This is a genomic window from Sinorhizobium terangae, from assembly GCF_029714365.1.
Lineage (GTDB): Bacteria > Pseudomonadota > Alphaproteobacteria > Rhizobiales > Rhizobiaceae > Sinorhizobium > Sinorhizobium terangae.
This window is the reverse complement of sequence record NZ_CP121659.1, coordinates 2985235-3008760: the sequence shown is the minus strand read 5'-3', so window position 1 is coordinate 3008760 and position 23526 is coordinate 2985235. Positions and strand designations below refer to the sequence as shown.

At 62.4% G+C, this 23526-nt stretch carries 15 protein-coding genes and 1 tRNA gene; 6 read left to right on the top strand and 10 right to left on the bottom strand.

Annotated features, from left to right (window positions below; all coding sequences use genetic code 11):
* The first annotated feature begins 182 nt into the window (after positions 1-182).
* Both QA637_RS14335 and QA637_RS14330 read left to right on the top strand, forming a co-directional pair.
* Positions 183-3446: an adenylate/guanylate cyclase domain-containing protein gene (locus tag QA637_RS14335; RefSeq protein ID WP_153439409.1), complete on the top strand. Its 3264-nt coding sequence runs from the start codon at positions 183-185 to the stop codon at positions 3444-3446.
* Positions 3447-3606: 160 nt separating this feature from the next.
* Entirely contained in the window at positions 3607-4287 is a 681-nt protein-coding gene (locus QA637_RS14330) for a peroxiredoxin-like family protein (RefSeq protein ID WP_283061932.1), read from the top strand.
* Positions 4288-4466: 179 nt separating this feature from the next.
* On the opposite strand, the gene QA637_RS14325 is transcribed toward QA637_RS14330, so the two are convergent.
* The 8 genes from QA637_RS14325 to cpdR1 all read right to left on the bottom strand — a co-directional run bounded on the left by QA637_RS14325 (position 4467) and on the right by cpdR1 (position 12885).
* Positions 4467-5732 carry an MGH1-like glycoside hydrolase domain-containing protein gene (locus QA637_RS14325; protein WP_153439405.1) on the bottom strand — a complete coding sequence of 422 codons (1266 nt, stop codon included), beginning with the start codon at positions 5730-5732 and terminating at the stop codon, positions 4467-4469.
* A 16-nt stretch (positions 5733-5748) separates the two neighbouring features.
* Positions 5749-6810, bottom strand: coding sequence for an ABC transporter ATP-binding protein (locus QA637_RS14320; protein WP_153439402.1), 1062 nt, complete (start codon positions 6808-6810; stop codon positions 5749-5751).
* Between the two features lie 13 nt (positions 6811-6823).
* Positions 6824-7669, bottom strand: a complete 846-nt coding sequence (locus QA637_RS14315; protein ID WP_153439400.1) for a carbohydrate ABC transporter permease — start codon at positions 7667-7669, stop codon at positions 6824-6826.
* Positions 7666-8517, bottom strand: a complete 852-nt coding sequence (locus QA637_RS14310; RefSeq protein WP_153439399.1) for a carbohydrate ABC transporter permease — start codon at positions 8515-8517, stop codon at positions 7666-7668. The genes QA637_RS14315 and QA637_RS14310 overlap by 4 nt, the downstream gene beginning before the upstream one ends.
* Before the next feature lie 66 nt (positions 8518-8583).
* Positions 8584-9858 (bottom strand): ABC transporter substrate-binding protein, encoded by a 1275-nt coding sequence (locus QA637_RS14305; protein WP_153439397.1) that lies wholly within the window; start codon positions 9856-9858, stop codon positions 8584-8586.
* Positions 9859-9905: 47 nt separating this feature from the next.
* Complete coding sequence (locus QA637_RS14300; protein ID WP_153439395.1) at positions 9906-10910, bottom strand: LacI family DNA-binding transcriptional regulator; 1005 nt, start codon at positions 10908-10910, stop codon at positions 9906-9908.
* A gap of 1153 nt (positions 10911-12063) precedes the next feature.
* Positions 12064-12138, bottom strand: a tRNA-Val gene (locus QA637_RS14295).
* A gap of 384 nt (positions 12139-12522) precedes the next feature.
* Entirely contained in the window at positions 12523-12885 is a 363-nt protein-coding gene (cpdR1, locus tag QA637_RS14290) for a response regulator CpdR1 (RefSeq protein WP_003531148.1), read from the bottom strand.
* A 192-nt stretch (positions 12886-13077) separates the two neighbouring features.
* Here cpdR1 and QA637_RS14285 point away from each other — a divergent pair, with 192 nt between their 5' ends.
* A complete protein-coding gene (locus tag QA637_RS14285; RefSeq protein ID WP_153439466.1) occupies positions 13078-13959 on the top strand; it encodes an N-formylglutamate amidohydrolase in 882 nt (293 codons plus the stop codon).
* 311 nt (positions 13960-14270) lie between these two features.
* Positions 14271-15065, top strand: a complete 795-nt coding sequence (gene hisN, locus QA637_RS14280; protein ID WP_153439393.1) for a histidinol-phosphatase — start codon at positions 14271-14273, stop codon at positions 15063-15065.
* Positions 15066-15128: 63 nt separating this feature from the next.
* On the opposite strand, the gene QA637_RS14275 is transcribed toward hisN, so the two are convergent.
* A complete protein-coding gene (locus tag QA637_RS14275) occupies positions 15129-16115 on the bottom strand; it encodes an alpha/beta fold hydrolase (protein WP_283061881.1) in 987 nt (328 codons plus the stop codon).
* Between the two features lie 454 nt (positions 16116-16569).
* Between QA637_RS14275 and QA637_RS14270 the strand changes: the two genes are divergently transcribed.
* A complete protein-coding gene (locus QA637_RS14270) occupies positions 16570-17031 on the top strand; it encodes an Hsp20 family protein (RefSeq protein WP_153439389.1) in 462 nt (153 codons plus the stop codon).
* A 74-nt stretch (positions 17032-17105) separates the two neighbouring features.
* Here the strand turns inward: QA637_RS14270 and QA637_RS14265 are convergent, their stop codons facing one another.
* Positions 17106-18152 carry a threonine aldolase family protein gene (locus QA637_RS14265; RefSeq protein WP_153439388.1) on the bottom strand — a complete coding sequence of 349 codons (1047 nt, stop codon included), beginning with the start codon at positions 18150-18152 and terminating at the stop codon, positions 17106-17108.
* 553 nt (positions 18153-18705) lie between these two features.
* Between QA637_RS14265 and gltB the strand changes: the two genes are divergently transcribed.
* Positions 18706-23430, top strand: a complete 4725-nt coding sequence (gene gltB, locus QA637_RS14260; RefSeq protein ID WP_283061880.1) for a glutamate synthase large subunit — start codon at positions 18706-18708, stop codon at positions 23428-23430.
* Positions 23431-23526 lie beyond the last annotated feature (96 nt).

Genomic DNA, 23526 nt, shown 5'->3' with positions numbered 1-23526 from the left:
TTTCCGCCGACTGAGCAGTTGGCGGTGGGTCGCCGCGTCACCTTAGCGTGTCGCTGGCGCGCGTTGCCGCGGCCATCCTGCGTTTGCTTGCCAAGCCAAGACAACAAGTCCATTGTCATTGGGCATTCATACCCGACAGGCCCTTTCCCGGACGTGTCGGACTTCTTGAGGGTTCGTCCGAGATGAACTGTCACGAATGCGGTTACGAAATACAAAGCGGCTTTGCGTTTTGCCCGAAGTGCGGTGCGAAACAGCAGAACCTGTGTCCGGGGTGCGGCTATTCCTGTCCGCCGCACTTTGCCTTTTGCCCGCGATGCGGCACGCAGCTCGGTGCGTCGGCTCCCTCCGTGCCGGCGCAACGCCCCCGGACTCCCGGCCCGGCACCGCAGGCCGTCTCTCCGCCACGTTCGAGCGCGGACAGTGGTGCCGACCGCCGCACGGTTACGATCGTCTTTGCCGATCTCTGCAGCTTCACCACCCTGGGCGAGCAGGTCGATCCTGAGATCCTGCAGACGCTGCAGAACGAACTCTTCGAGGAGTTGACGGAGGCCGTGGAAGCCTTCGGCGGCTTCGTCGACAAGTTCATCGGCGACGCGTTGCTCGCCCTCTTCGGTGCGCCAGTGGCGCATGAGGACGACCCGGAACGAGCGCTTCGTGCGGCGATGGAAATGGTGCGCCGGGCGGCGCACGTGGGCGAACGCTGGCGCGTGCGGATCGGTCTGCCGCTGAACCTCCATATCGGTGTCAATACCGGCCCCGTTGTCACCGGCGCCTTCGGTGCAGGCGACAGCAAATCCTATTCCGTCACCGGAGACACGGTGAACACCGCGCAGCGGCTGCAGTCGATGGCGGGGCCTGATGAGATACTTGTGGGGCCGGTGACGCACCGCCTCACGCGGCATGCTTTTGCCTATGAGACGCTTGGGGCGGTCACCTTGCGCGGCAAGGCCGGCAGCGTGCAGGTTCACCGCATGAGCGGGGTACTCGACGTGCCGCGCGCGGCACGGGGGCTCGACGCGCTCGGCCTGAGCGCGCCGCTGATCGGGCGCGACAAGGAAATCGGGCGCTTGCGCGACTGTCTTGCGTTGGCCTCCAGCGGTACGGCGCAATTGGTGCGCCTGACCGGTGAAGCCGGGATCGGTAAGACACGTCTCGTCAACGACTTTCTTGCCGGCCTTGGCGAGGAGCCCGAGTTTGCACACGTCGCCGTGCGGCGGGCCGCGTGTTCCCCACTCGGCGAACCCTCCTACGGAACACTCGCCCGGGTCCTGCGCAGTGCCTACGGCATATCCCCGGCCGACACGCCGCAGGAGACAGAGGAGGGCCTGTCCCTGGGCCTTGCCGAAATAGGCTTTCCGCCGGACGAGATCGAACAGCTCATGCCGCTCTTCTTTCATATTCTCGGCATCGACGATCGCGATGGGATGCTGCAGCACGTTGCGCCCGAACAGGTTCGGCGGCAGCTGTTCTCCGCCATCCGGACGATCATGGAGCGCCGTCTCGACCAGGCGCCGCTTCTCCTCGTCATAGAGGACCTGCACTGGGCGGATTCGGCTTCGCTCGAGGCGCTGCGCTTCGTGCTGGACAGGCTCGATCGCCGGCCGTTGATGCTCTTGACGACGCAGCGGCCGGATGCCGGTCCCGACCGGCTGGCGCCCGGCCGCACCAGCATCACCGCCTTGCGCCTTGGTCCATTATCCGCTGCCGATGGCCAGCACCTCCTGTCGGCCTTCTTCGGAGAAGGCGGTCTGCCCAACAAATTGTGTGAACGGATCCTGCGGCGGGCTGGCGGCAACCCGCTGTTCGTCGAGGAGATCGTCCGCAGCCTGATCGATCTGGAGACGCTCACGCGCGACGGTTCCCATTGGCGCGTGGCCGGCGGTGAAGCGACGGTCGATATCCCCATCGGCATCGAGGCGATGCTGCTCGCAAGAATCGACCGGTTGCCGCAGGAGGTTCGCCGGCTGGTTCATTGCGCCGCGGTGATCGGCCCGAGCTTCGACGCGAACCTGCTCAGGAGCATCTCCGTGGCGCCGGCCGAGGTAGACCGGGGCCTGGAATTGCTTTGCGACACGGAAATCATAGAGGAGGCGGGGAGCGAGCGATCGTTGCAGTCCTACCGTTTCACGCAGTCGCTGCTACACGAGGCGGTCTATAACAACCTGCTCGTGAAGCGCCGCACGGAAATTCACGCGACCATCGCCGAGGCGCTCGAGCGTCGCTATGGCGAGAACCCGCAGCGGTTCGAGGAACTGGCGCTGCTCGGCCACCATTTCAGCCAGTCGGCAGACAGGATCAGGGGCGCGCGCTACCTCATGGCGGCCGGCGATCGAGCGCGCCAGCTTTGTGCCAACGAGGATGCCATCCGCTACTACCGGCAGGCCATGGCAGCCCTTGCGGCCTTGGGCGAACAAAGGCCGGAATGGTTCGTCGCCCGCGAGCGCATCGCGGATCTCCTGGTGCCGACCGGTGAGCGTGCCGCGGCGGAGGAGCATTATCACGCGCTGCTCGGCTGCGAGCGGGTCTCGACCGACCCGGTTGCCTCCGCCCGGATCCTCCGCAAGCTCGGCCATCTTCTCTGGGAGGCCGGCAATCGCGAACAGGCACAAGCGAATTTCAGCGATGCGGCGGCCCTTCTCGCAAGCGCGGATGCGCCCGTGGAGAGCGCCTCCCTTCTGCAGGAGCGCGGACATCTTGCTTTTCGCATGGGCGACTATCTTGCCGCGTCGGAATGGGCCGACGACGCGTTGAGCCGGGTCAGGGATTTGGCGCGAGACGCCAGTGACGAGGCGCGGCGCGAGGCGGCCTTGGTGACGGCCGAGGCGTTGAACACCAGGGGCGTGGCGCTGGCGCGGCGTGGCCAGACGCGCGAAGCGATCGCTGCGGTGGAGGAGAGCGTTGCCGTTGCCGAGGCGGCTACCCTGATGCAGGCGGCCTGCCGCGGATACACGAATCTCGGTGTGCTCTACACCATCGTCGATCCGAAGCTTGCGGTCGAGGTCTGCCGACGCGGGCTGGATATGGCGCGGCGCATCGGCGATCTCGGCTTTCAGGCGCGGCTGCTCGCCAACCTGGCCGTGGCCTACTGCACCTTCACCGACCGCTGCGCCGACGACGGCGTGCCAGCCGCCGAGAAGGCGATCGAAATCGACCGCGCCCTCGACCAGCGCGAGCACCTGCCGGTTTCGTTGCTTGTGCTCGGGCAGATTTACCAGTGCCACGACCGCCCGCACGAGGCGCGACGGTTCTATGGCGAGGCGATAGATCTCGCCGCCGAAACGAACGAGGCACAGGTGCTGTTTCCGTGCTATGATGGTCTTGCAGCGCTCTGCCTTGATGCGGGAGATCTGGAGGCGGCCGAGCGCTATTTTACCTTGGCTCGAGACATCTGCGCACGTCACGATCTTGATCCTGAAGCATTGATGATACTGCCATTTCTCGACTAGATCGTTTGATCGTTTCATGGAAACAGTGAAGGGATCCAACTCGTTGGATAACGCAATTCCGGGCGGTAAACCGTACACATTGCCGGAGTTGCACTAAGACATCGGGCTTCGATTTCTGCGAAGATGTCTGGCGCTGGATGATTAGTGGGAGGAGTGCATCATGGTCGAATATCGCAGCACGGGGCCATTGCAGCCGGGCGATCGCGCGCCGAATGTCGTACTCGACGCGATCACGCAGGAAGGCAAGATCGCCATTGATGATTTTCGCGGTCACAAGCCGGTTTTGGTGGGCCTGTTTCGGGGCCTCCATTGCCCGTTTTGCCGCCGGCACATCGCCGCCATGGCGCAGCTCAAGGGTGCGTTGAACGAAAAAGGCGTCGAAAGCCTGACGGTTGTGAATACGCCAATCGAGCGGGCACGGCTCTACTTCCGCTACCATCCCCTGCCGAACCTTCTTGCAGCAGCCGATCCGGAGCGGATTTCGCACCGTGCCTTCGGTCTGCCCAACCTGGAATTCACCGAAAACGAGGATGATTGGCCGCGCAAGGTCGGTATGCAGACCGCGATGTCGATGCGCATCGACATGCCCGAAGAATTGCCGGAGCCAATGGATCCGTTCGCCGCGTCGGAATATCTCGACAAGAAGGACGAATACGAGATAACGGACGAAGACAACCGGATGATCGCCACGGGCATGGGCCAGATGGTCGGACAGTTCCTGCTCGACCGGGACGGCGTGGTGCGCTGGTGCTTCACCGAGGTGACGCCTGACGGCCGCAATATGTTCCGGGCTCCGGCGCCGGAAGAAGTGATGTCGGCGGCATCGCAGGTGGCGCACTGACGGCTCATCGGAGCCGGTCAAAGAATCCACCTTTTTCTGAAACGGTGGATTCTTGACGGAAGGCGGTCTTAGCGCATCGGCCCGAAAATCGGACCCGATTTTCGGAAAGCACGATGCGTGGAATCAAAGAGTCACAGCGTCCTTTGTGCGTCCTAAAGGACGCACGGCGCTGTAGCCTTTCAAGGAAGGCGGGCTTTGGTCAGCCACATATAGGCGGCGGCCGTCCATGAGAAACCAAGGCCGCCGCAGCCCTCACCGGTCACCGGGTCGAAATATTCAGCGAAACCTTCTGTCTCGATCGCCGTAATCGTCGATTTCCTGAGCTCTTCCGCCGCATCCTGATGACCGTTGCGCTTCAGTCCGTCGATCAGCAGCCAGTTGATGATGGCCCAGGCCGGGCCGCGCCAGTAACGCTTCGGTTCCCATCCTGCGATGCCTGGCTTCGTGGTCGGGAATGCAACCTTGAGGCCCTTCGACCATGCTCTCATTTCGGTCACCAGCGCGCCTGCAATCACGGTGTCCAGATCGAGCGATAGGAGAGGGATGAAACCCGCCTGTGTGGCGGCTTCCACGTCGTCGCCGGAGATCAGGTCGCGGGAAACGAAGCGCGACAGCTTCGGCCGCCATTGGGCGAGGATTGCCCTCCGGGTGCGGTCGTTGAAGGCGGCAATCTCGGCCGCCTCTTCCGTCCTGCCGAACAAGCCGGCGAGATATGCAAGGTCCTCGCCGGCCTTCAGCAGGATCGCGGTCGTCTGGATTTCGGCGATCTTGAACGGCGCTTTCTCCCATTGCCTTGCCGGATCCCAGCCGCAGGCGGCATAGGCGTCGACGAGATGGATGAAACGCTTGTAGTCATCGTCGCGCGGCCGCATGTCAGCATTCACATGGCCGGTATCCTTGCGAACCACGGGCGTATCAGTGGTGGTCGGCACGCGGGCGAGCGCGATGTCCCAGGCCGGGGAGTTGTCGCTTCCGCTTTCCCAGGGATGAAGAAGCGCCACGAGGCCGGTGCCTTCGGGATCGCGGGCCTTGTACCACCAACGGTGCCATTTCAGCGCCGCCTCGTAGAGCGGCAGGGTGCGGGCTTCCGCTTGCCTGCCTGCAGCCTCGTGGAGCTTGCGCAGCGCAATGGCGAAGACCGGCGGCTGGGTGATGCCGGACGTCGGGATCTTGTGTTTCGTGCGCCAGACGTTCGGACCGGGGAAGTAGGTATCGCTCGGCTGGTGGAAGACGATGTGCGGAATCATGCCGTCGGCCCATTGGCCCTCCACCAGGCGCTCCAACTCGCGGTAGGCCCGGTCGGTGTCATAGAGCGCGAAACCCATGGCGACGAAAGCGGAATCCCAGTTCCACTGGAAGGGGTAAAGCCGGTCGGTCGGCACGGTGTAGCCGCCGCGATCGTTGGCGACGAGAATCCGCTTGGCCTGGTCGATATGCATGTTCATGCCGGGTACTCCAAAATTATCGGGCCGTTGCGGCCGGAAAGGATTTGCCGCTTTCGGGCGAAAGCCAGGTGATGCGGTTCGGATCGAGCTTGAGGCCGATGACGTCGCCGCTCCTGACGGTTTCCGAAGATGGCAGGATGACGCGCACCGGCTGGTCGTGGATCGAGCCGGTCAGCAGCAAATGCGACCCCATCGGCTCGGCGACGCGGACCTTCATCTCCAGCCCGAGCGCCAGGGGCGCCAGTTGCACTGCCTCGCCGCGCAGGCCGAGAATTACCTCATTGCCGGTTTCCTTGGGCACTGTGAGCGGTTCGCTGCCGGCGGCCACTTGGCCGTTCGTGACCGGCACCTTGATGAAGTTCATCGGCGGGTTGCCGATGAAGCCGCCGACGAAGCGCGTCGCCGGATAGTTGTAGACGTCGACCGGCGTGCCGACCTGTTCGACCACACCGTTGTGCATGACGGCGATGCGGTCGGAGAGGCCCATGGCCTCCGTCTGGTCGTGGGTGACATAGATCGTCGTGGTGCCCGCCGACTGCAGCACAGTTTTGAGCTCGGTGCGCATTTCGAGGCGCAGTAGCGCGTCGAGATTGGAAAGCGGCTCGTCCATCAGCAGAACCTTCGGCTCGACTGCCAGCGCGCGAGCGACAGCGACGCGCTGGCGCTGACCGCCCGAAAGCTTGTTTGGATAGCGGTCGAGATACTGCTCAATGTGGAGCAGGCCCGCCGCCTTCTCGACCTGTGCCTTCACCCGCGCATCATCGGCCTTCTGCATTCGTAGCCCGAAGGCGACGTTTTCGTAGACCGTCATATGTGGAAAGACGGCGTAGTTCTGGAAAACCATCGCAAGACCACGCTCCTTGGGCGGCAGAGCGATCACGGACTTGCCGCCGATCAGGACGTCGCCGGACGTCGAGGTTTCCAATCCGGCGATGATGCGCAGCAGCGTGGTCTTGCCGCAGCCGGAAGGACCGAGCAGCGAGACGAATTCGCCGTCGTTGATCGTCAGCGAGACCTCCTTCAGGGCCTCGAAGGTCCCGAAACTCTTGCGGATGCGGTCAATGACAATGTTGGCCATGGGTATGGTCCCGTTACTTGGAGGAAATGCCCCAGATCGCGAAGAGGTAACGCCTCACCGCGAAAATGAAGACAACCGACGGAAGGATGAGCATCAGGCCGCCGGCGAAGCGGTAATGCATCGGGCTTTCGGAAAGGACCGTTAGCAGATAGGCCGTCAGCGTGCGGTTGCGGACCGTCAGCACCGAGGCCGCGAACACCTCGTTCCACGAAATGACGAAAGCGAAGACTGCCGTTGCGACGATGCCGGGCAGTGCCAGCGGCGCAACGATCTTGAAGAAAGCCTGGACGCGGGTGCAGCCGAACACCCAGGCGGCCTCCTCAAGCTCCCTCGGCACGCCCATGAAGATGCCCTGCGTCACGAGTGCGGCAAACGGCAGGGCGAGCACCGTGTGGATCAGGCCGACGCCGATGATCGTGTCGTAGAGGCCGAGCTTGATGAACGAAACGGTGAGGGGCAGCGCCAGGATCGCTAGCGGGAAAGCGCGGGTGAGCAGCACCAGCAGGCGGTAACTGTCCTTGCCATGGAAATTGTAGCGGGCGAGCGCGTAGCCGGCCGGTGCGCCGAGCAGGATCGAAAGCGCGACGGTGATTCCCGCCGCTCCCAGCGAATTCAGGAAGGACTGCAGCACGCCCTCGGTCTTCAGGAACAGGATGAAGGGGTCTAGCGAGACGCCGGTCGGCAGACCAGTCTTCGGCCATTGATAAACGCCTTGCCGGCCGCCGAGCGCGCCGAGGGCCACGAGATAAATCGGCACTAGGACCCAGGCACAGAGCGCTGCGATACCGCTCCAGAGAAGCCAGCGGCGGGAGGACACGAAGCCTGCGGGGCCCGCTTTGCTCGTGGTTTGCGCACTCATGGCAGGCGCTCCGGATCAACCTTGATGGCTTTCAAATAGATGAGCGTGGCAGCAAGCGAGATGATCATGATCAGCACGGCATAGGCCGCGGCGACGCCGTAGTTCTGGTTCTGGTTCTGCCAAGTGTAGGCCTCGCCGACGAGGACCGGGAAATTGCGTCCGCCGAGCGCATAGACGACCGCGAAGACCTCGAAGGCGAGTACCGTGCGCAGGATGAGCGCCGATTGCAGCGCCGGCCGGATAAGCGGCAGGGTGATGCGCCAGAAGCGCGTCCAGGGCCCGGCGCCGAAGATTTCGGCAGCCTCCCTGAATTCCTTCGGCACCTGATTGAGGCCGGCCACGATGATGACCATGACAATCGCCGTGCCGCGCCAGATCTCGGCGACCGCGATGGCGAAGAAGAGGGCCACGGGCGTCTGGTAGGAGAGCCAGCTCGCCTGCCGCTCGAGGACGCCGAGGCCGAGCAGCAGCGAATTGAAATAGCCGCTGTTCTGCAGGATCGACAGCCAGACGAGACCGGCGGCGAGATCCGAGATACCGAGCGGGATCGTCCAGACCCAGAGAATGGTCTCCCGGCCGCGGCCGACCTTGGCGACCATCGTGCCCATGACAAGCGCTATGGCGAGCTGGACCGGCACGACCGCGATGGTCAGCAGGAAGGTATTCTTGACCGAGCGAGTGAAATTGATGTCGGCCATCATGCGCTGGGCATTTGCCGGCGACGGCACGCCATTGTCCGAGAACGCCAGCCAGATCGTCTGCAGCAGCGGTACGATAAAGAGCAGCGCCAGGAAGGCGACGGACGGCAGGATCAGCAGATAGGGGATCCAGGATCGGTTCTTGGTCATCGGTTCCCGCCTCGGAAGACTTCGATGAGGATGCCCGAACAATCCGCCCGGGCATCCTCGCGAGGATTATTCGACCGGGCAGGGGCCGTCGCTCTTGGCGTCCGGTGCCCAGCAGGGCGCCTTGGTGTCGGTCATCAGTTTGGCCATGGTCTCGCCCTGCGTCTTGAGCACGTCGGCGATCGGCTCGTTCTGCAGCACGATGCGCTGGAAGCTGTCCATGTAGACCTTGTTGAATTCGCCGCCCTTGTCGCCGAGGCCGACCGGCAGAAGCGAGATCAGCGCGTCCTTTGAAGCCTGCGTGGCCGTCACCGCGCCGGCGAGCAGCGCGACACCCGGATCCAGGTCTTCAGGCAGTTTTACGTTGAGCGTCGGGAAGAAACCGACCCGCGATGCGGTAAGGAGCTGGACGTCCGGCGTTGTCAGATGCTCGATGATCTTCGTGGCGCCATCCTTGTCCGGTGCGCCCTTCGGGATCGCGAGACCGGCGACGACCGGCATGTAGCCGCGGCCCTTCGGGCCGGCCGGTGCGGGGAAGACCACGTAATCGTCCGGAGCTGCGGAGATGGCGTTCTTCAGGCGCGCGACATGATCCCAGGCGACCATGACCTCGCCAGCAGCCAGCGGCTCCTGCATGAAGTCGTAGTTGGTCGAATTCGGGTTCACATAGGCCCAAAGCGCCTTCAGCTTTTCCCAGCCAGCCGCCGCGTCGGCACTCTGGAAGGTGCGCACGACGCCGCCTGTGAAGGACGGGTAGAAATAGCCCTGGAAGTAGCGTGCCATCAGGCCTTTCGGACCGGCGGGGAAGCCAATCTGCGGCTGGCCGGTCGCTTCCTGCATCTTCTTGCCCCACTCTATGAGCTGGTCATAGGTGAGGGCATTCACGTCGGCACCGGAAGGCAGGTACTGCAGGGCTTCCTTCTTGGCGGCCATGACATAGGTCGCCTGCATCCACGGGATGTATTGCTGGGTCGATTTGCCGAGCTTGCCGAGATCGAGCAGCGATTGCGGCATGCCGCCGGCCGCGAGCGTCTTGGCCAGATCGTCGAGCGGCTCAAGGGAATCCCTGTCGGCGAGCGGCGAAAGCTCGCCGTGCAGCGCACCGACGAGGCTGACCGTGCGGGTGCCGGCCTGGCGCTCCGCCTCCATGCGCACCGCGAACTGCGGCGGCTCTTCGACGACGTAGTCGACGTCGCCGACATCCTGCAGCAGTTCCTCGCGAACGACGGTCGCTTCTTCGATCGGACGAAGCTGCGTGGATACAAAAACCGTCTGGGCGAGCACCGGTGAGGCAAAAGCCAGCACGGTGGAAGCCACAATTCCGAATGACATCAGGCGTTTCATCTTCTCCTCCTTCATTGTTCTCGGCCGTGATCGAATCGATTATGCCGTCACCCGCGCGGGCGTCGGTGGCTGTCGCGGTCGACGAATTCGATCGCGTGAAGCTCCTGGAGCTCAGCCGCCGGTTCGCCCGCGATGGCACGAAGCAGCAGTGAGGCGAAGCTCGCCCCAAGGTTCTCGCCGGTCATGCGCATGGTCGAAAGCGACGGGCTCGTATAGGCACCGATCGGCAGATCGTCGTGTCCAACGACGCTGATGTGATCGCCGCCGTCGATCTCGCGCAATGCCCTGAGCGCGCCGATCGCCATTTCGTCGGTGGCGCAGACGAGCGCGGTCGGCCTCGAAGGACGGCGGAGCAGCTCAAGGGCCGCGAGGTAGCCCCCCTGTTCGGTCGGCGCGCCCTCGGCGCAGAGGTCGGATTCGAGGCCTGCATCGTCCATGGCCGCCTGCCAGCCCATGCGGCGCACATGCGCGAAGTAATATTCCTGCGGGCCGGCGATATGGCCGATGCGGCGGTGGCCGGTGGCCTGGAAACGCCGGGTCGCGGCAAGGAACCCGGCAAAGCCGTCGCCATCGATATAGGGGTGCGGCTCAAGGCTTTCGGTGCGGCCATTGGTGACGAAGGGGATGCCGCGCGACTGCAGGAACTCGACGCGCTCGTCGCGCCGCTTGGTGCGCACCAGGAGCATGGCGTCGACACGCCGGCCATCGACAAAGCGGCGGCAGATTTCTACTTCGCTCTCGCCGCGCGGAACGGGTGCGATGACGAGGTTCAGGCCTGCGCTCGCCAGATGTTCGGCACAGCCGGAAAGCATGTCGAGAAAGTGCGGCGGGCCGATATGGCCGGGGTCACTCGGCAGTGTGACGGCGACCAATTCGGCACGTTGCTTGCGGAGCCTGCGGGCAGATGCATTCGGCCGGTATCCTGCCTTCTCCGCGGCCTCGCGCACCCGCTCGCGGGTGGCGGCAGAGACATCGGAATAGCCGTCCAGCGCACGGGAAACCGTCGTGATCGACAGTCCAAGCGATTGCGCGAGCTGTTTCAGATTGGCCAATGCTTTCACTCCCTATCGGAGAGAATTCTCCAAAACGTTTTGGGAGTCAAGCCGAAACGTTTTGGAATGGACCTGATCGCTTGGAACGGGCTGGTTGGTTCAACGCCCAAGGCCGGCGGAGGAGATGGACAATCGCCGCTACAGCGCCGTGCGTCCTTTGGGACGCGCAAGGGACACTGTAACTCTTTGATTCCACGCATCGTGCTTTCCGAAAATCGGGTCCGATTTTCGGGCCGATGCGCTAGCGCCGGTCGAAAGTGAAGCAAAACGGAGATCTGCTGGTCTGTGGCGTTTTTGCGAATCCGCGCATCGGTGGCCGAAAAAGAAAGCCTGGCGCCGATGCATCAGCGACAGGCTATATCGGTACGCGAACCCGGCGATGCGCTTGGGAGGGACCGCATCGCATAACTGTCGTATAATTCATATCTGCTCAAAAATAAAGCAAAATCCGAAATGCCCAATTGGTTGGCAAAGGGCGGCCGCCTGCCTTCTAAGTATGGCTCGCTTTCAATCTGCGAGCGGTCAGACGGGTCGGCGGTGCCTTGCGATGGATCCGGCGCAGGATTACCGTCTCGAGTGAGAATTATGGAGGAGAGATCTGGCCCGCTACTGCCTGCAGAAACTCAAAATACAGCGACCTTTGCGCGTCTGGTTCGACGAGCGGCGCTGTAAGGACGGAGGAAAGGCTCGCAAACAAAAAAGGCCGGGGCATACCCGACCTTCCTAGAGCCATTGCCAGTACATCCGTGGTCAATGGCGAGATGCGACCTGTATAACCAGCGATGATGACGAGAGCGTGACATGCATCGTCAGTCGTCTCAATTCTCTTCCCGTCCCTACCAGTGCAGGCGTCGCAACGTCCTCTGAGGAGAAGGCCGACAAGATCGTGCCGACAAGGGTGCGGCGCGGATAAAACCGTTCCACATCTGCCTGGCGGAAAGCGGCTCGGCTCATCGCCAATGCCTTTGTAGGAGGTTCAGTGAACCTACCGCATCGGCCCGAAGATCGGACCCGATTTTCGGAAAGCACGATGCGTGGAATCAGAAAGTTACAGCGTCCTTTGTGCGTCCTAAAGGACGCACGGCGCTGTAAGGGGCACCAAGTAAAAAGGCCTCTCGATTTCTCGAAAGGCCTTCAACATCAGAAACTTGGATGGTGGGCGTGACAAGGATCGAACTTGTGACCCCTACGATGTCAACGTAGTGCTCTCCCGCTGAGCTACACGCCCATCCGATGCGGCGCATAGACCACAAAACCCTCGTCCGCGTCAATAGGCTTTTCGAAGGTTTTTTGACAGAAATTTCGGAGATGTTCACTGACCGCATTTCTCAGCGAAACACCTTCGCCGGATGCCTCGGCCGAGCGGAATCTTCCGATAAATTATTGAAATGACAAAGGCTGCGGCCGATCAGCACGGATCGGCCGCAGCCTCGAAGCAATGTGCACCCGCGCGGAGTTGGCGGGGCCAACAATTTCAACAGGGCCGTCCTCCAGCGCCGCGCGTCCAATCGGACGCGCAAAGGTCGCTGCAGCACTTTGAATTGCTGATTTGCTGCATGATTTTGTCCTTAAATCGATTCCGATTTAAGGATCATGCAGTAGCAAGGCGCCGTCAGGCGGCCAGCATCTTGTTGACCTCGTTGACGAGGTCGCGCAGGTGGAAGGGCTTGGAAAGGACCTTGGCATCCTTCGGCGCCTTCGAATCGGGGTTCAGCGCCACCGCGGCAAAGCCGGTGATGAACATCACCTTGAGGTCCGGGTCGAGTTCGGTCGCGCGGCGGGCGAGTTCGATGCCGTCCATCTCCGGCATGACGATGTCGGTCAAGAGAAGCGAAAAGGGTTCTTCGCGAAGCCGGTCATAGGCGCTGGCGCCATTGTCATAGGACAGGACCTTATAGCCAGCCTTTTCCAGCGCCTTCACGAGGAAGCGGCGCATATCGTTATCGTCTTCGGCAAGGAGGATTTTCGCAGTCATGTATTCGGCCGTGGCTACTTCTTTTCGATGCTTGTGGAGTGCGGCAGCTCAGCAGACCGCAACATGGTAAATATCTGGTGAACAGGGCATAACAATGCCCAGGTACCAGCGAGACGTCACTATGGACACAGAGGCGACCAACTGGCAACATGATCCGAACAGCAAGATCCGGACATGGTAAAAAGGGTTGCGATGGGGGAAGCAGTCGAGCGGGAGTTTTTCGAGGTCCTGGAACCCGCAAGTCAGCGGATCCCCTTTGTGTTCAATTCCCCGCATAGCGGCCAGTTCTATCCGCAGTCCTTTCTTGATCAATCGCGGCTCGATGCGCATTCGATCCGCCGTTCGGAAGATCACTTCGTCGATGAGCTGTTTCAGAACGCGACCTTTCTGGGCGCGCCGCTGCTTCGCGCCCATTTCCCGCGCGCCTTTCTCGATGTCAACCGTGAACCCTACGAACTCGATCCGCGCATGTTCGAAGGGCAGTTGCCGCCGCATGCCAACATAAGCTCCATGCGGGTCGCCGGCGGTCTTGGAACCGTGCCGCGCCTTGTCGCCGAGAATATGGAGATCTATCGTGGCCGGTTTCCGGTCGAGGAAGCGCTGGGACGCATCGAGACGATCTACAAGCCCTATCACGCGACGCTCAGGAAGCTGATCGCCCGCACCCATGTGCAGTTCGGGATGTCGGTCCTGATCGATTGCCATTCGATGCCGGGCAACGTCCATCTTCCCGGCAGCAGCCGTCGGCCGGACTTCATCGTCGGCGACCGGTATGGCACCAGTGCGGCGGCGGAGTTGTCACGCACCGCTGTCGGCCTGCTCGAACAGCTTGGTTACGTGGTCGCCCGCAACAAGCCCTATGCCGGCGGCTTCATCACCGAGCATTACGGCCGGCCGACACGCGGATTGCACGCGCTCCAGATCGAAATCAACCGGAGCCTCTATGTCGACGAGGTGACCCTCGTCAAAAAGCCCGGATTTGCCGCGCTGACGGCCGACCTCACGACGTTTATCGCCGCACTTGCGCAACATGTCGAGGAATATGGCGCCTATCTGCCGCTCGCGGCGGAATAGCGCGGCCCGGCGCTCTCAAAAAGAACCGCGCCAGCGGCGCGGTCAAGTCTAGGGAGGAAACACCCAAGGAGGGTATTTGCAGCCATGGGTGACTGCTTAAACACTCTATTGTTGCGCTGCACAAATGTCAAGTTTTGAGGGTGAAAACTTTCGCAGGCGCAGCGGGAATTTCCTGAAACCGACGGTGCGATGCGGAACGTTTCGAGCCTCCGCTCCCGGCTTCCATTTGCGCGAATTCCGGCATTCTTGCCTTTCGATCAAATTCGTCTAATCAGGGTTCCCCTTCCCCATACTTTCTTCGAGAGAGCGACATGTTGCCGGACCGCACCTTTTTCGACCGCCTCGCCGACGCTGCCAAAGCGGAGACAATGCCGCTTTTCCGGACCGGCGCCAGCGTCGTCAACAAACTGGAAGGCGGGTTCGACCCCGTCACGGAGGCGGACAGGTCGGCCGAGGCGGCAATCCGCGCGTTGATCGAAGATACGTTTCCACAGCACGGCATTTTGGGCGAGGAGCACGGCAATGTCGGTCTCGACCGCGAACATGTCTGGGTGATCGATCCGATCGACGGGACGCGCGCCTTCATTTCCGGGCTTCCCGTCTGGGGAACGCTGATCGGTCTCTACCGCAACGGCAAGGCCGTGATGGGGCTGATGGACCAGCCGTTTACCGGCGAACGCTATTTTGCCGACGGCGAGAAGGCGACCTATCGCGGTCCCGATGGCGAGAAGGTGCTTTCCACGCGTGCCTGCGACGCGCTCTCGGAAGCGGTGCTGTTCACCACCTCGCCGCATCTCTATACCGGCGATCTCAAGGAGCGCTTCGAGGCATTGCAGGCCAAGGTGCGGCTCTTCCGCTATGGTTGCGACTGCTACGCCTTCGCGCTTCTCGCATCCGGCCACGTCGACCTTGTGATCGAATGCGGATTGAAGCCCTACGACGTCGGCGGTCTCATTCCGCTGATCGAACAGGCTGGCGGCATTGTCACCAATTGGCAGGGCGGCGCGGCGGAAATGGGCGGCGAGATCATCGCCGCCGGCAGCCGCGAGATCCACGCGCAGGCGCTGAAAATACTGCAACTCAGCGCGTCCGACGGGACGCGCTGAGTTCGCTGTAGCACTTTAAATTGCTGCATGATTTTGTCCTCGAATCGATTCCGATCTAAGGAATCATGCAGTGGGAACTAAGCTTTCCTCGAATTGGTGGGGCGCCTGGCCGGCGTTCTCGAATCCGGGCAGGAACGCGAAAATTGCAGCCATCGCCTGGGCACGATAACGGTCGGCTTCCTGGAAAAGCTCGTGACGCGCGCCGTCGATCGGGATCATGTGCCCGGCGCGGAAATTGCGCGCCAGGAATTCCACGGCAAGATGCGGCACGAGGCGGTCGGCTGTCGGCGCCAGGATGATGGTCGGCACGCTGACCTGCGTCAGATGCGCGCGGCGCAGGACGCGCCGCATTGCCTGGAAGGTCTCGTGCAGCCATCGGGCGGTTGGTGGTCCCACCCGCAATTGCGGGTAGGCATCGGTCAGCGCCTGGTTGCGCGCAAAGCGGCGCGCGTCGGCCGTCAGGACGTTATTCGCGAAGGGAAGGTTGCCCTTGTCGCCATGGAGCGGCAGCCTTCCCAAGCCGAGCCAGTCCATTATCGTCGCGATCGCAAAAATGCCTTTTTGGTCGATGGCCTGGCCGCCGAGGCCGACAAAGGGCGCAAGCAGCACCATGCGGTCGATCCGGCTCGCGAGCATCGGCGCCAGCGACAGCGCCACCAGCGCGCCCATAGAGTGGGCGACGATGGAGAAGGGCAGGCGGGTGTCGGGCAGGACGATCTCCTCGAGGAAGATCATGAGATCGCGCTCGTAGTCGGTGAAATGAGCGACATGGCCGCGACCGGGGTGGCGCAGCAAGCGCTCGGAGCCGCCCTGGCCGCGCCAGTCGAAGGTGGCGACCCAGAAACCGGCGGCGATGAGATCAGCGATTGTCTCGAAATACTTCTCGATCGCCTCGTTGCGGCCCGGCAGCAGCACGATGGTGCCGCGGGCAACCGAGACTTCCGTCTTGAAAACCGCATAGCGAATCTTGCGGTTGCCGACCCCATCGAAGAAGCCTGCCGCATATTTGCCCGGTATCGGGTTGTCCGGTATCGAATAGAGGATGGTCATGAAGAGCGACGGCCCGAGATCTAAAGCGCGTTGAAATCCTTGGCGTGGACAGGGGAACAATGAAAGCGTTCCGCCAAACACCCGCGTCTTCTGAGGGATAGGCGGTGGCCTCAAGCGCGTCAAAGAAAAAAGGGCCGGAAACGGTGGGTGAAATCCGGACGATCACCGTTTCCGGCCGCTGAAGCAGAAGGGACATGTACTTCAGCGCCAGGAATTTTTCCCAGTGTCCTTGTTTTAATCCACGGCGGCTGAATGGGGACCGAACCAGTCATTCATGTTCTGTTCACCAAGCGCCAATCCCGAAGAATCGGCGCAGAAATTCCCTTGAACTGGCGCACGAGCGTTCCCATGTTTTCATCACGGACGCCGATCACGGGTCCGTTCACCGGTCGCGCCGCCGCCTGATGGGGTGGCAGACCAGACATCGCAAACCGTTGCTCTTAAGGAGGACACCATGCGTCACTTTGATTTCTCCCCCCTTTATCGTTCCACAGTCGGCTTTGATCGCCTGTTCACCATGCTTGACAGCCTTGGACAGCCCGATCAGTCGCAGACCTATCCGCCCTATAACATCGAGCGCACGGGCGAAAACGCCTATCGCATCACCATGGCCGTTGCCGGTTTCGACGAGAGCGAGCTTTCGGTCGAAGCGCGTGAACACACGCTGACGATCAAGGGCGAAAAGAGCGAAGACAAGGGCGAGGAAAGCCAGTTTCTCCATCGCGGCATTGCCAAGCGCGCATTCGAGCGCCGCTTCCAACTCGCCGACCATGTCGAGATCAAGTCCGCTTCGCTGAAGAACGGCCTGCTCCACGTCGATCTCGTGCGCGAGATCCCGGAGGCAGCCAAGCCGCGTCGCATCGAGATCACCTCGGTTGCCTCGCAGCCGAAGCAGATTGAGGCCCAGACCCTCTAATCTGATCTAAGGACTGGAATTCAAGAAGGCGGCGTCCGAATGGCGCCGCCTTCTTCGTATTCGTCTTTTGCCCATCAGCAGGCTTCGACGAAGCGGTCGACGTCTTCCGATCGTGTCGCGAAGCTGGTGACGAGCCGGTAGAGCCCTTCGTCAGCGGCCACACTGTCCGCCAGGTGATCCGGAACATGCCAGTCGTAGAAGACCGCACCATGTTGCTGCAGCTTCGACGCCACGTCCTGCTTGAGGATCACGAAAACCTCGTTGGCGTCCGGCGACCAGGCGAGCCGGCTTTTCGCCGAGGCGGAAATGCCGTCGGCAAGGCGCTCCGCCATCGCGTTCGCATGACGGGCGAGATTGAGCCACAGATCGCCTGAGAGATAGACGTCGAACTGCGCGGCGATGAAGCGGGATTTCGAAAAGAGTTGGGCGGCGCGCTTACGCAGGAAATGCATTTCGTGCGCCTTCGAAGGGTCGAACAGGACGAGCGCTTCGGCACACCAGCAGCCGTTCTTGGTGCCGCCGAACGACAATAGGTCGATACCGCGTTTCCAGGTCATTTCCGCCGGCGTCGTCCCGAGGCTGACCAGCGCGTTGGCGAAGCGCGCACCGTCCATGTGCAGCGGAAGCTTGTGCGATTTCGCGACGGCGGCAATCGCATCGATTTCTGCCGGCGAATAGACTGTGCCGCTTTCCGTCGCCTGGGTGATGGTCACTGCCATCGGCCGGCCGCCATGGATGAATTCCGGGGGAAAGCGACGGATCTCGGCCTCCAGCCCCGGCGCGTCCATCTTGCCGCCAATGCCGTCGACCGGGCAGAGCCTGGCCCCGTGAGAGAAGAATTCCGGTGCACCGCACTCATCGACGTTGACATGCGCGTCTCGATGGCAAAAGACCACGCCGCCAGCCCGGTTGACGCTGGACAGCGCCAGCGCGTTCGCGGCGGTGCCGGTGCCGACGAAAAATACCGCCACGTCCCTTTCGAAGATTTCCGAGAATTTTCTTTCCACCTTCCGGTCGAGTTCGCTTGTGCCATAGGCAGAAGCATAGCCGCCTGCATGAGCCACCAGGCTTTCGGCGATTGCCGGATGGGCGCCTGCCCAGTTGTCGGAGGAAAAGATCATCTGAAGTCACCCTGTTTTCGGCCACCCTTCGGCCGCTCCGGCGAGACCATAGCCGACTTCCACGGACGATCAATGCGGCTGTCTGACAGGCATGCCAACACAAGACCAGTTTGAAACCAAAGTGAAGAAACCGCCGAGCGATTGTAATTTAATTTTAAAAGCGCGAAATTTCCGGCAATCTTCGGCAAACTCTCTTCCATTATTTGCTGATATGCCCCTTGCGAATGGGGGCGCTTTCTGGCATAGAGCGCATGAAATAGGACAGGTTTGCTGTCCTATTTCGGTCTGGGGACCGGAACAATCGCCGGAAGGCCCGCAAAATGCGGCTTTTGGCGTGTAGCGCAAGGGGTTTGCGCCGGGTTTCATCCGGTGTTGACGCCTGCCATCAGGATGGTCGCGGGACATTCGTGCCTGGTGCAGCCGCGCTTTATTTGCGACCTGATCAGGATCATGCGACGATAATGCCCGGCTTTGCCGCAGCGCGAAAAGCGCGGCGAGGAGTGCGCGGGCGGCGGTATGCCCGGAATTTCCGGGTCCAATAGGAGGGAAGACGATGACGGATCATTCGCCATCAAAGCAATCAGGGCTCCACCTCGCACGCAATGGTGCGACGGTTGCGAAAACGCCCGCTTTCCCGTCCGGATTACCGCGAAAACAGGGGCTCTACGACCCGCGAAACGAGCACGACGCCTGCGGCGTCGGCTTCGTCGCTCACATGAAGGGTGAGAAGTCGCATCAGATCGTGCGCGACGGCCTTTTCATGCTCGAAAACCTGACGCATCGCGGCGCCGTTGGTGCCGATCCGCTGATGGGCGATGGCGCGGGTATCCTCGTTCAGATTCCCGATCGCTTTTTCCGCGAGGAAATGGCGAAGCAGGGCGTCACCCTGCCGAAGGCGGGCGAATATGCCGTCGGCTATCTCTTCATGCCGCGCGACGAAAAGCTGATCGCCCATTTCAAGGACGTGATCAGCGAGGTCGTTGCCGAGGAAGCCCAGCACCTGCTCGGCTTCCGCGACGTGCCGGTCGACAATTCGTCGCTTTCCAAGGCGCCGGACATCGCGGCTACCGAACCGCACCACGTGCAGGTCTTCATCGGTGCCGGCCGCGAGGCCGCGACAAACGCCGAATTCGAGCGCCGGCTGTTCACGCTCCGCAAGGTGATTTCCAACCGCATCTATGCGGAGGCAGACGGCGGCGACCTCGGCTTCTATGTCGTATCGCTGTCGACTTCGACCGTGGTCTACAAGGGCATGTTCCTCGCCTACCAGGTCGGCGCCTATTACAAGGATCTTTCCGACGAGCGCTTCCAGTCGGCGGTGGCGCTGGTGCACCAGCGCTTCTCGACCAACACCTTCCCGTCGTGGAAGCTCGCGCATCCCTACCGCATGGTCGCGCACAACGGCGAGATCAACACGCTGCGCGGAAACGTCAACTGGATGGCGGCGCGACAGGCTTCGGTCTCTTCACCGCTTTTCGGCGACGACATCTCCAAGCTCTGGCCGATTTCCTATGAGGGCCAGTCGGACACTGCCTGTTTCGACAACGCGCTCGAGTTCCTGATCAGGGGCGGCTATTCGCTCGCGCATGCGGTGATGATGCTGATCCCCGAAGCTTGGGCCGGCAACCAGCTGATGTCGGCGGAGCGCAAGGCGTTCTACGAGTACCATGCGGCATTGATGGAGCCGTGGGACGGGCCGGCCGCGGTCGCCTTCACCGATGGCCGCCAGATCGGCGCGACGCTCGACCGCAACGGCCTGCGTCCGGCGCGTTACATCGTCACCAGCGACGACCGCGTCATCATGGCGTCGGAGGCCGGCGTGCTGCCGGTCGCCGAGGACAAGATCGTCAAGAAGTGGCGGTTGCAGCCGGGCAAGATGCTGCTGATCGACATGGAAGAGGGCCGCATCATCTCCGACGATGAGGTGAAGTCGTCGCTCGCCAACAAGCATCCCTACCGCAAGTGGCTCGACGACACGCAGTTGATCCTGGAGGAACTGAAGCCGGTCGAGCCGCGGGCGCTTCGCCGCGACGTCTCGCTGATCGACCGTCAGCAGGCCTTCGGTTATTCGCTGGAAGACACCAAGATCCTGATGTCGCCGATGGCGACGACCGGGCAGGAAGCGATCGGCTCGATGGGCACCGACACGCCGATCTCGGCCATGTCGAGCAAGCCCAAGCTGCTTTACACCTATTTCAAGCAGAACTTCGCGCAGGTCACCAACCCGCCGATCGACCCGATCCGCGAGGAGCTGGTGATGAGCCTCGTCTCGTTCATCGGTCCGCGCCCGAACATCCTCGACCACGAGGGCATGGCGCATGCCAAGCGGCTCGAGGTTCGCCAGCCGATCCTCACCAATGGCGATCTCGAAAAGATCCGTTCGATCGGTCACACGGAGGACCGGTTCGACACCAAGACGCTCGACTTCACCTATGACATTTCGCGCGGTGCAGAAGGGATGCCGGAAATGCTCGATCGCCTCTGCGAGCGGGCGGAAGCGGCGGTCAAGGGCGGCTACAACATCATCGTGCTCTCCGACCGTCAGGTCGGCCCGGATCGCGTCGCGATCCCGGCGCTGCTGGCGACCGCGGCCGTGCACCATCACCTGATCCGCAAGGGCCTGCGCACCTCGGTCGGCATCGTGCTTGAATCGGGCGAGCCGCGCGAGATACATCACTTCTGCCTGCTCGCCGGCTACGGCGCCGAGGCAATCAACCCGTATCTCGCTTTCGACACGCTGGTCGACATGCACAAGCGCGGCGAGTTCCCGAAGGAAGTCGACGCCAACGAGGTTGTCTACCGCTACATCAAGGCGGTTGGCAAAGGCATCCTCAAGGTCATGTCGAAGATGGGGATTTCGACCTACCAGTCCTATTGCGGCGCGCAGATCTTCGACGCCGTCGGCCTGTCGTCGAAGCTCGTCGACCAGTATTTCTTCGGCACGGCGACGACGATCGAAGGTATCGGTCTCGAAGAGATTGCCGCCGAAACGGTCGCCCGCCACAAGGCGGCCTTCGGCGCCGATCCGGTGCTCGCCAACACGCTCGATATCGGCGGCGAATACGCCTACCGCATGCGTGGCGAGAGCCATGCCTGGACGCCGGACGCCATCGCCTCGCTGCAGCACGCGGTGCGCGGCAATGCTCAGGACCGCTATCGCGAATTTGCCGACATGGTGAATGCGTCGTCGCTGCGCATGAATACGATCCGCGGCCTCTTCACGATCAAGAGCGCCGAGGCCGTCGGCCGCAAGCCGATTCCGGTGGACGAGGTCGAGCCGGCGGCGGATATCGTCAAGCGTTTCTCGACCGGGGCGATGTCCTTCGGCTCGATCAGCCGCGAGGCGCACACGACGCTCGCGATCGCGATGAACCGCATCGGCGGCAAGTCGAACACCGGCGAGGGCGGCGAGGAGAGTGACCGCTACATGCCGCTGCCGGATGGTTCGATGAACCCGCAGCGCTCCGCGATCAAGCAGATCGCGTCCGGCCGCTTCGGCGTCACCACCGAATATCTGGTCAACGCCGACGTGCTGCAGATCAAGGTGGCCCAGGGTGCAAAGCCGGGCGAGGGCGGCCAGCTTCCCGGCCACAAGGTCGACGCGACGGTCGCCAAGACGAGGCATTCGACCCCGGGCGTCGGCCTCATCTCGCCGCCGCCACACCATGACATCTATTCGATCGAGGATCTGGCGCAGCTGATCTACGATCTGAAGAACGTCAACCCGGAGGCGGATGTTTCCGTCAAGCTGGTGTCGGAAGTGGGCGTCGGCACGGTTGCGGCCGGTGTCGCCAAGGCACGCGCCGATCACATCACCATTGCCGGCTTCGACGGAGGTACCGGCGCCTCGCCGCTGACCTCGCTGAAGCATGCAGGCAGCCCGTGGGAAATCGGCCTTGCCGAAACCCAGCAGACGCTCGTGCTCAACGGTCTGCGCTCGCGCGTCGCGCTGCAGGTCGATGGCGGGCTCAAGACCGGCCGCGACGTCATCATCGGCGCGCTGCTCGGTGCGGACGAGTTCGGTTTCGCGACCGCACCGCTGATCGCCGCCGGCTGCATCATGATGCGCAAGTGCCACCTGAACACCTGTCCCGTCGGTGTCGCCACCCAGGATCCGGTGCTCCGCAAGCGCTTCAAGGGCACGCCGGAACACGTCATCAACTACTTCTTCTTCGTGGCCGAGGAAGTGCGCGAGATCCTTGCTTCGCTTGGCGTGAGAAAGCTCGATGAGATCATCGGCGCCTCCGAACTGCTTGAGCGCGACCGGATGATCGAGCACTGGAAGGCCAAGGGCCTCGACTTCTCGAAGATCTTCCACAAGGTGGAGGCTCCCAAGGAAGCGACCTATTGGACCGAGCGCCAGAAGCATCCGATCGACGACATTCTCGATCGCAGGCTGATCGAAAAGGCGAAGACCGCGCTGGAAACCAAGGAGCCCGTCGCCTTCGAGGCGGAAATCAAGAACGTCGACCGTTCGGCTGGCGCGATGCTTTCCGGTGCGCTCGCCAAGCGCTGGGGCCACAAGGGGTTGAAGGACGATACCATCAACGTGACGCTCAAGGGCACGGCGGGCCAATCCTTCGGCGCGTTCCTCGCGCGCGGCATCACCTTCGACCTCGTGGGCGACGGCAACGACTATGTCGGCAAGGGGCTCTCGGGCGGGCGCATCATCGTCCGGCCGCCGGAAGCCTCCCGGATCGAGCCACATCGGTCGATCATCGTCGGCAACACCGTGCTTTACGGAGCAATCTCGGGCGAATGTTACTTCAATGGCGTCGCCGGCGAGCGCTTCGCAGTGCGTAACTCCGGTGCGATCGCGGTCGTCGAGGGTGTCGGCGATCACGGCTGCGAATACATGACCGGCGGCGTGGTCGTCGTCATCGGCGGAACGGGCCGCAACTTCGCGGCCGGCATGTCCGGCGGCGTCGCCTATGTTCTCGACGAGGAGGGCGATTTCGCCCGCCGCTGCAACATGGCGATGGTCGAGCTGCAGCCGGTGCCGGAGGAAGACGACATGCTGGAGAAGCTGCACCACCACGGCGGCGACCTCATGCACAAGGGCATGGTCGACGTTTCCGGCGACATGACGCGTCATGACGAGGAGCGGCTCTACCAGTTGATCTCCAACCATCTGCACTACACGGGCTCGCCCCGTGCCAAGGAGATCCTGGATCAGTGGACGGATTACCGGCCGAAGTTCCGCAAGGTCATGCCGGTCGAATACCGCCGTGCGCTCGAGGACATGGAACGCATGAAAATGGCAGAGGCGGCCGAATAGGAGGCCCCGGTGAAACAGGCTCCCGGTTCATCAGAGACTGATTCGGGGGCCCCTCACGCGCGCTCGGCAAGAGCGCCTGTTCAGACGCGAAGCTTT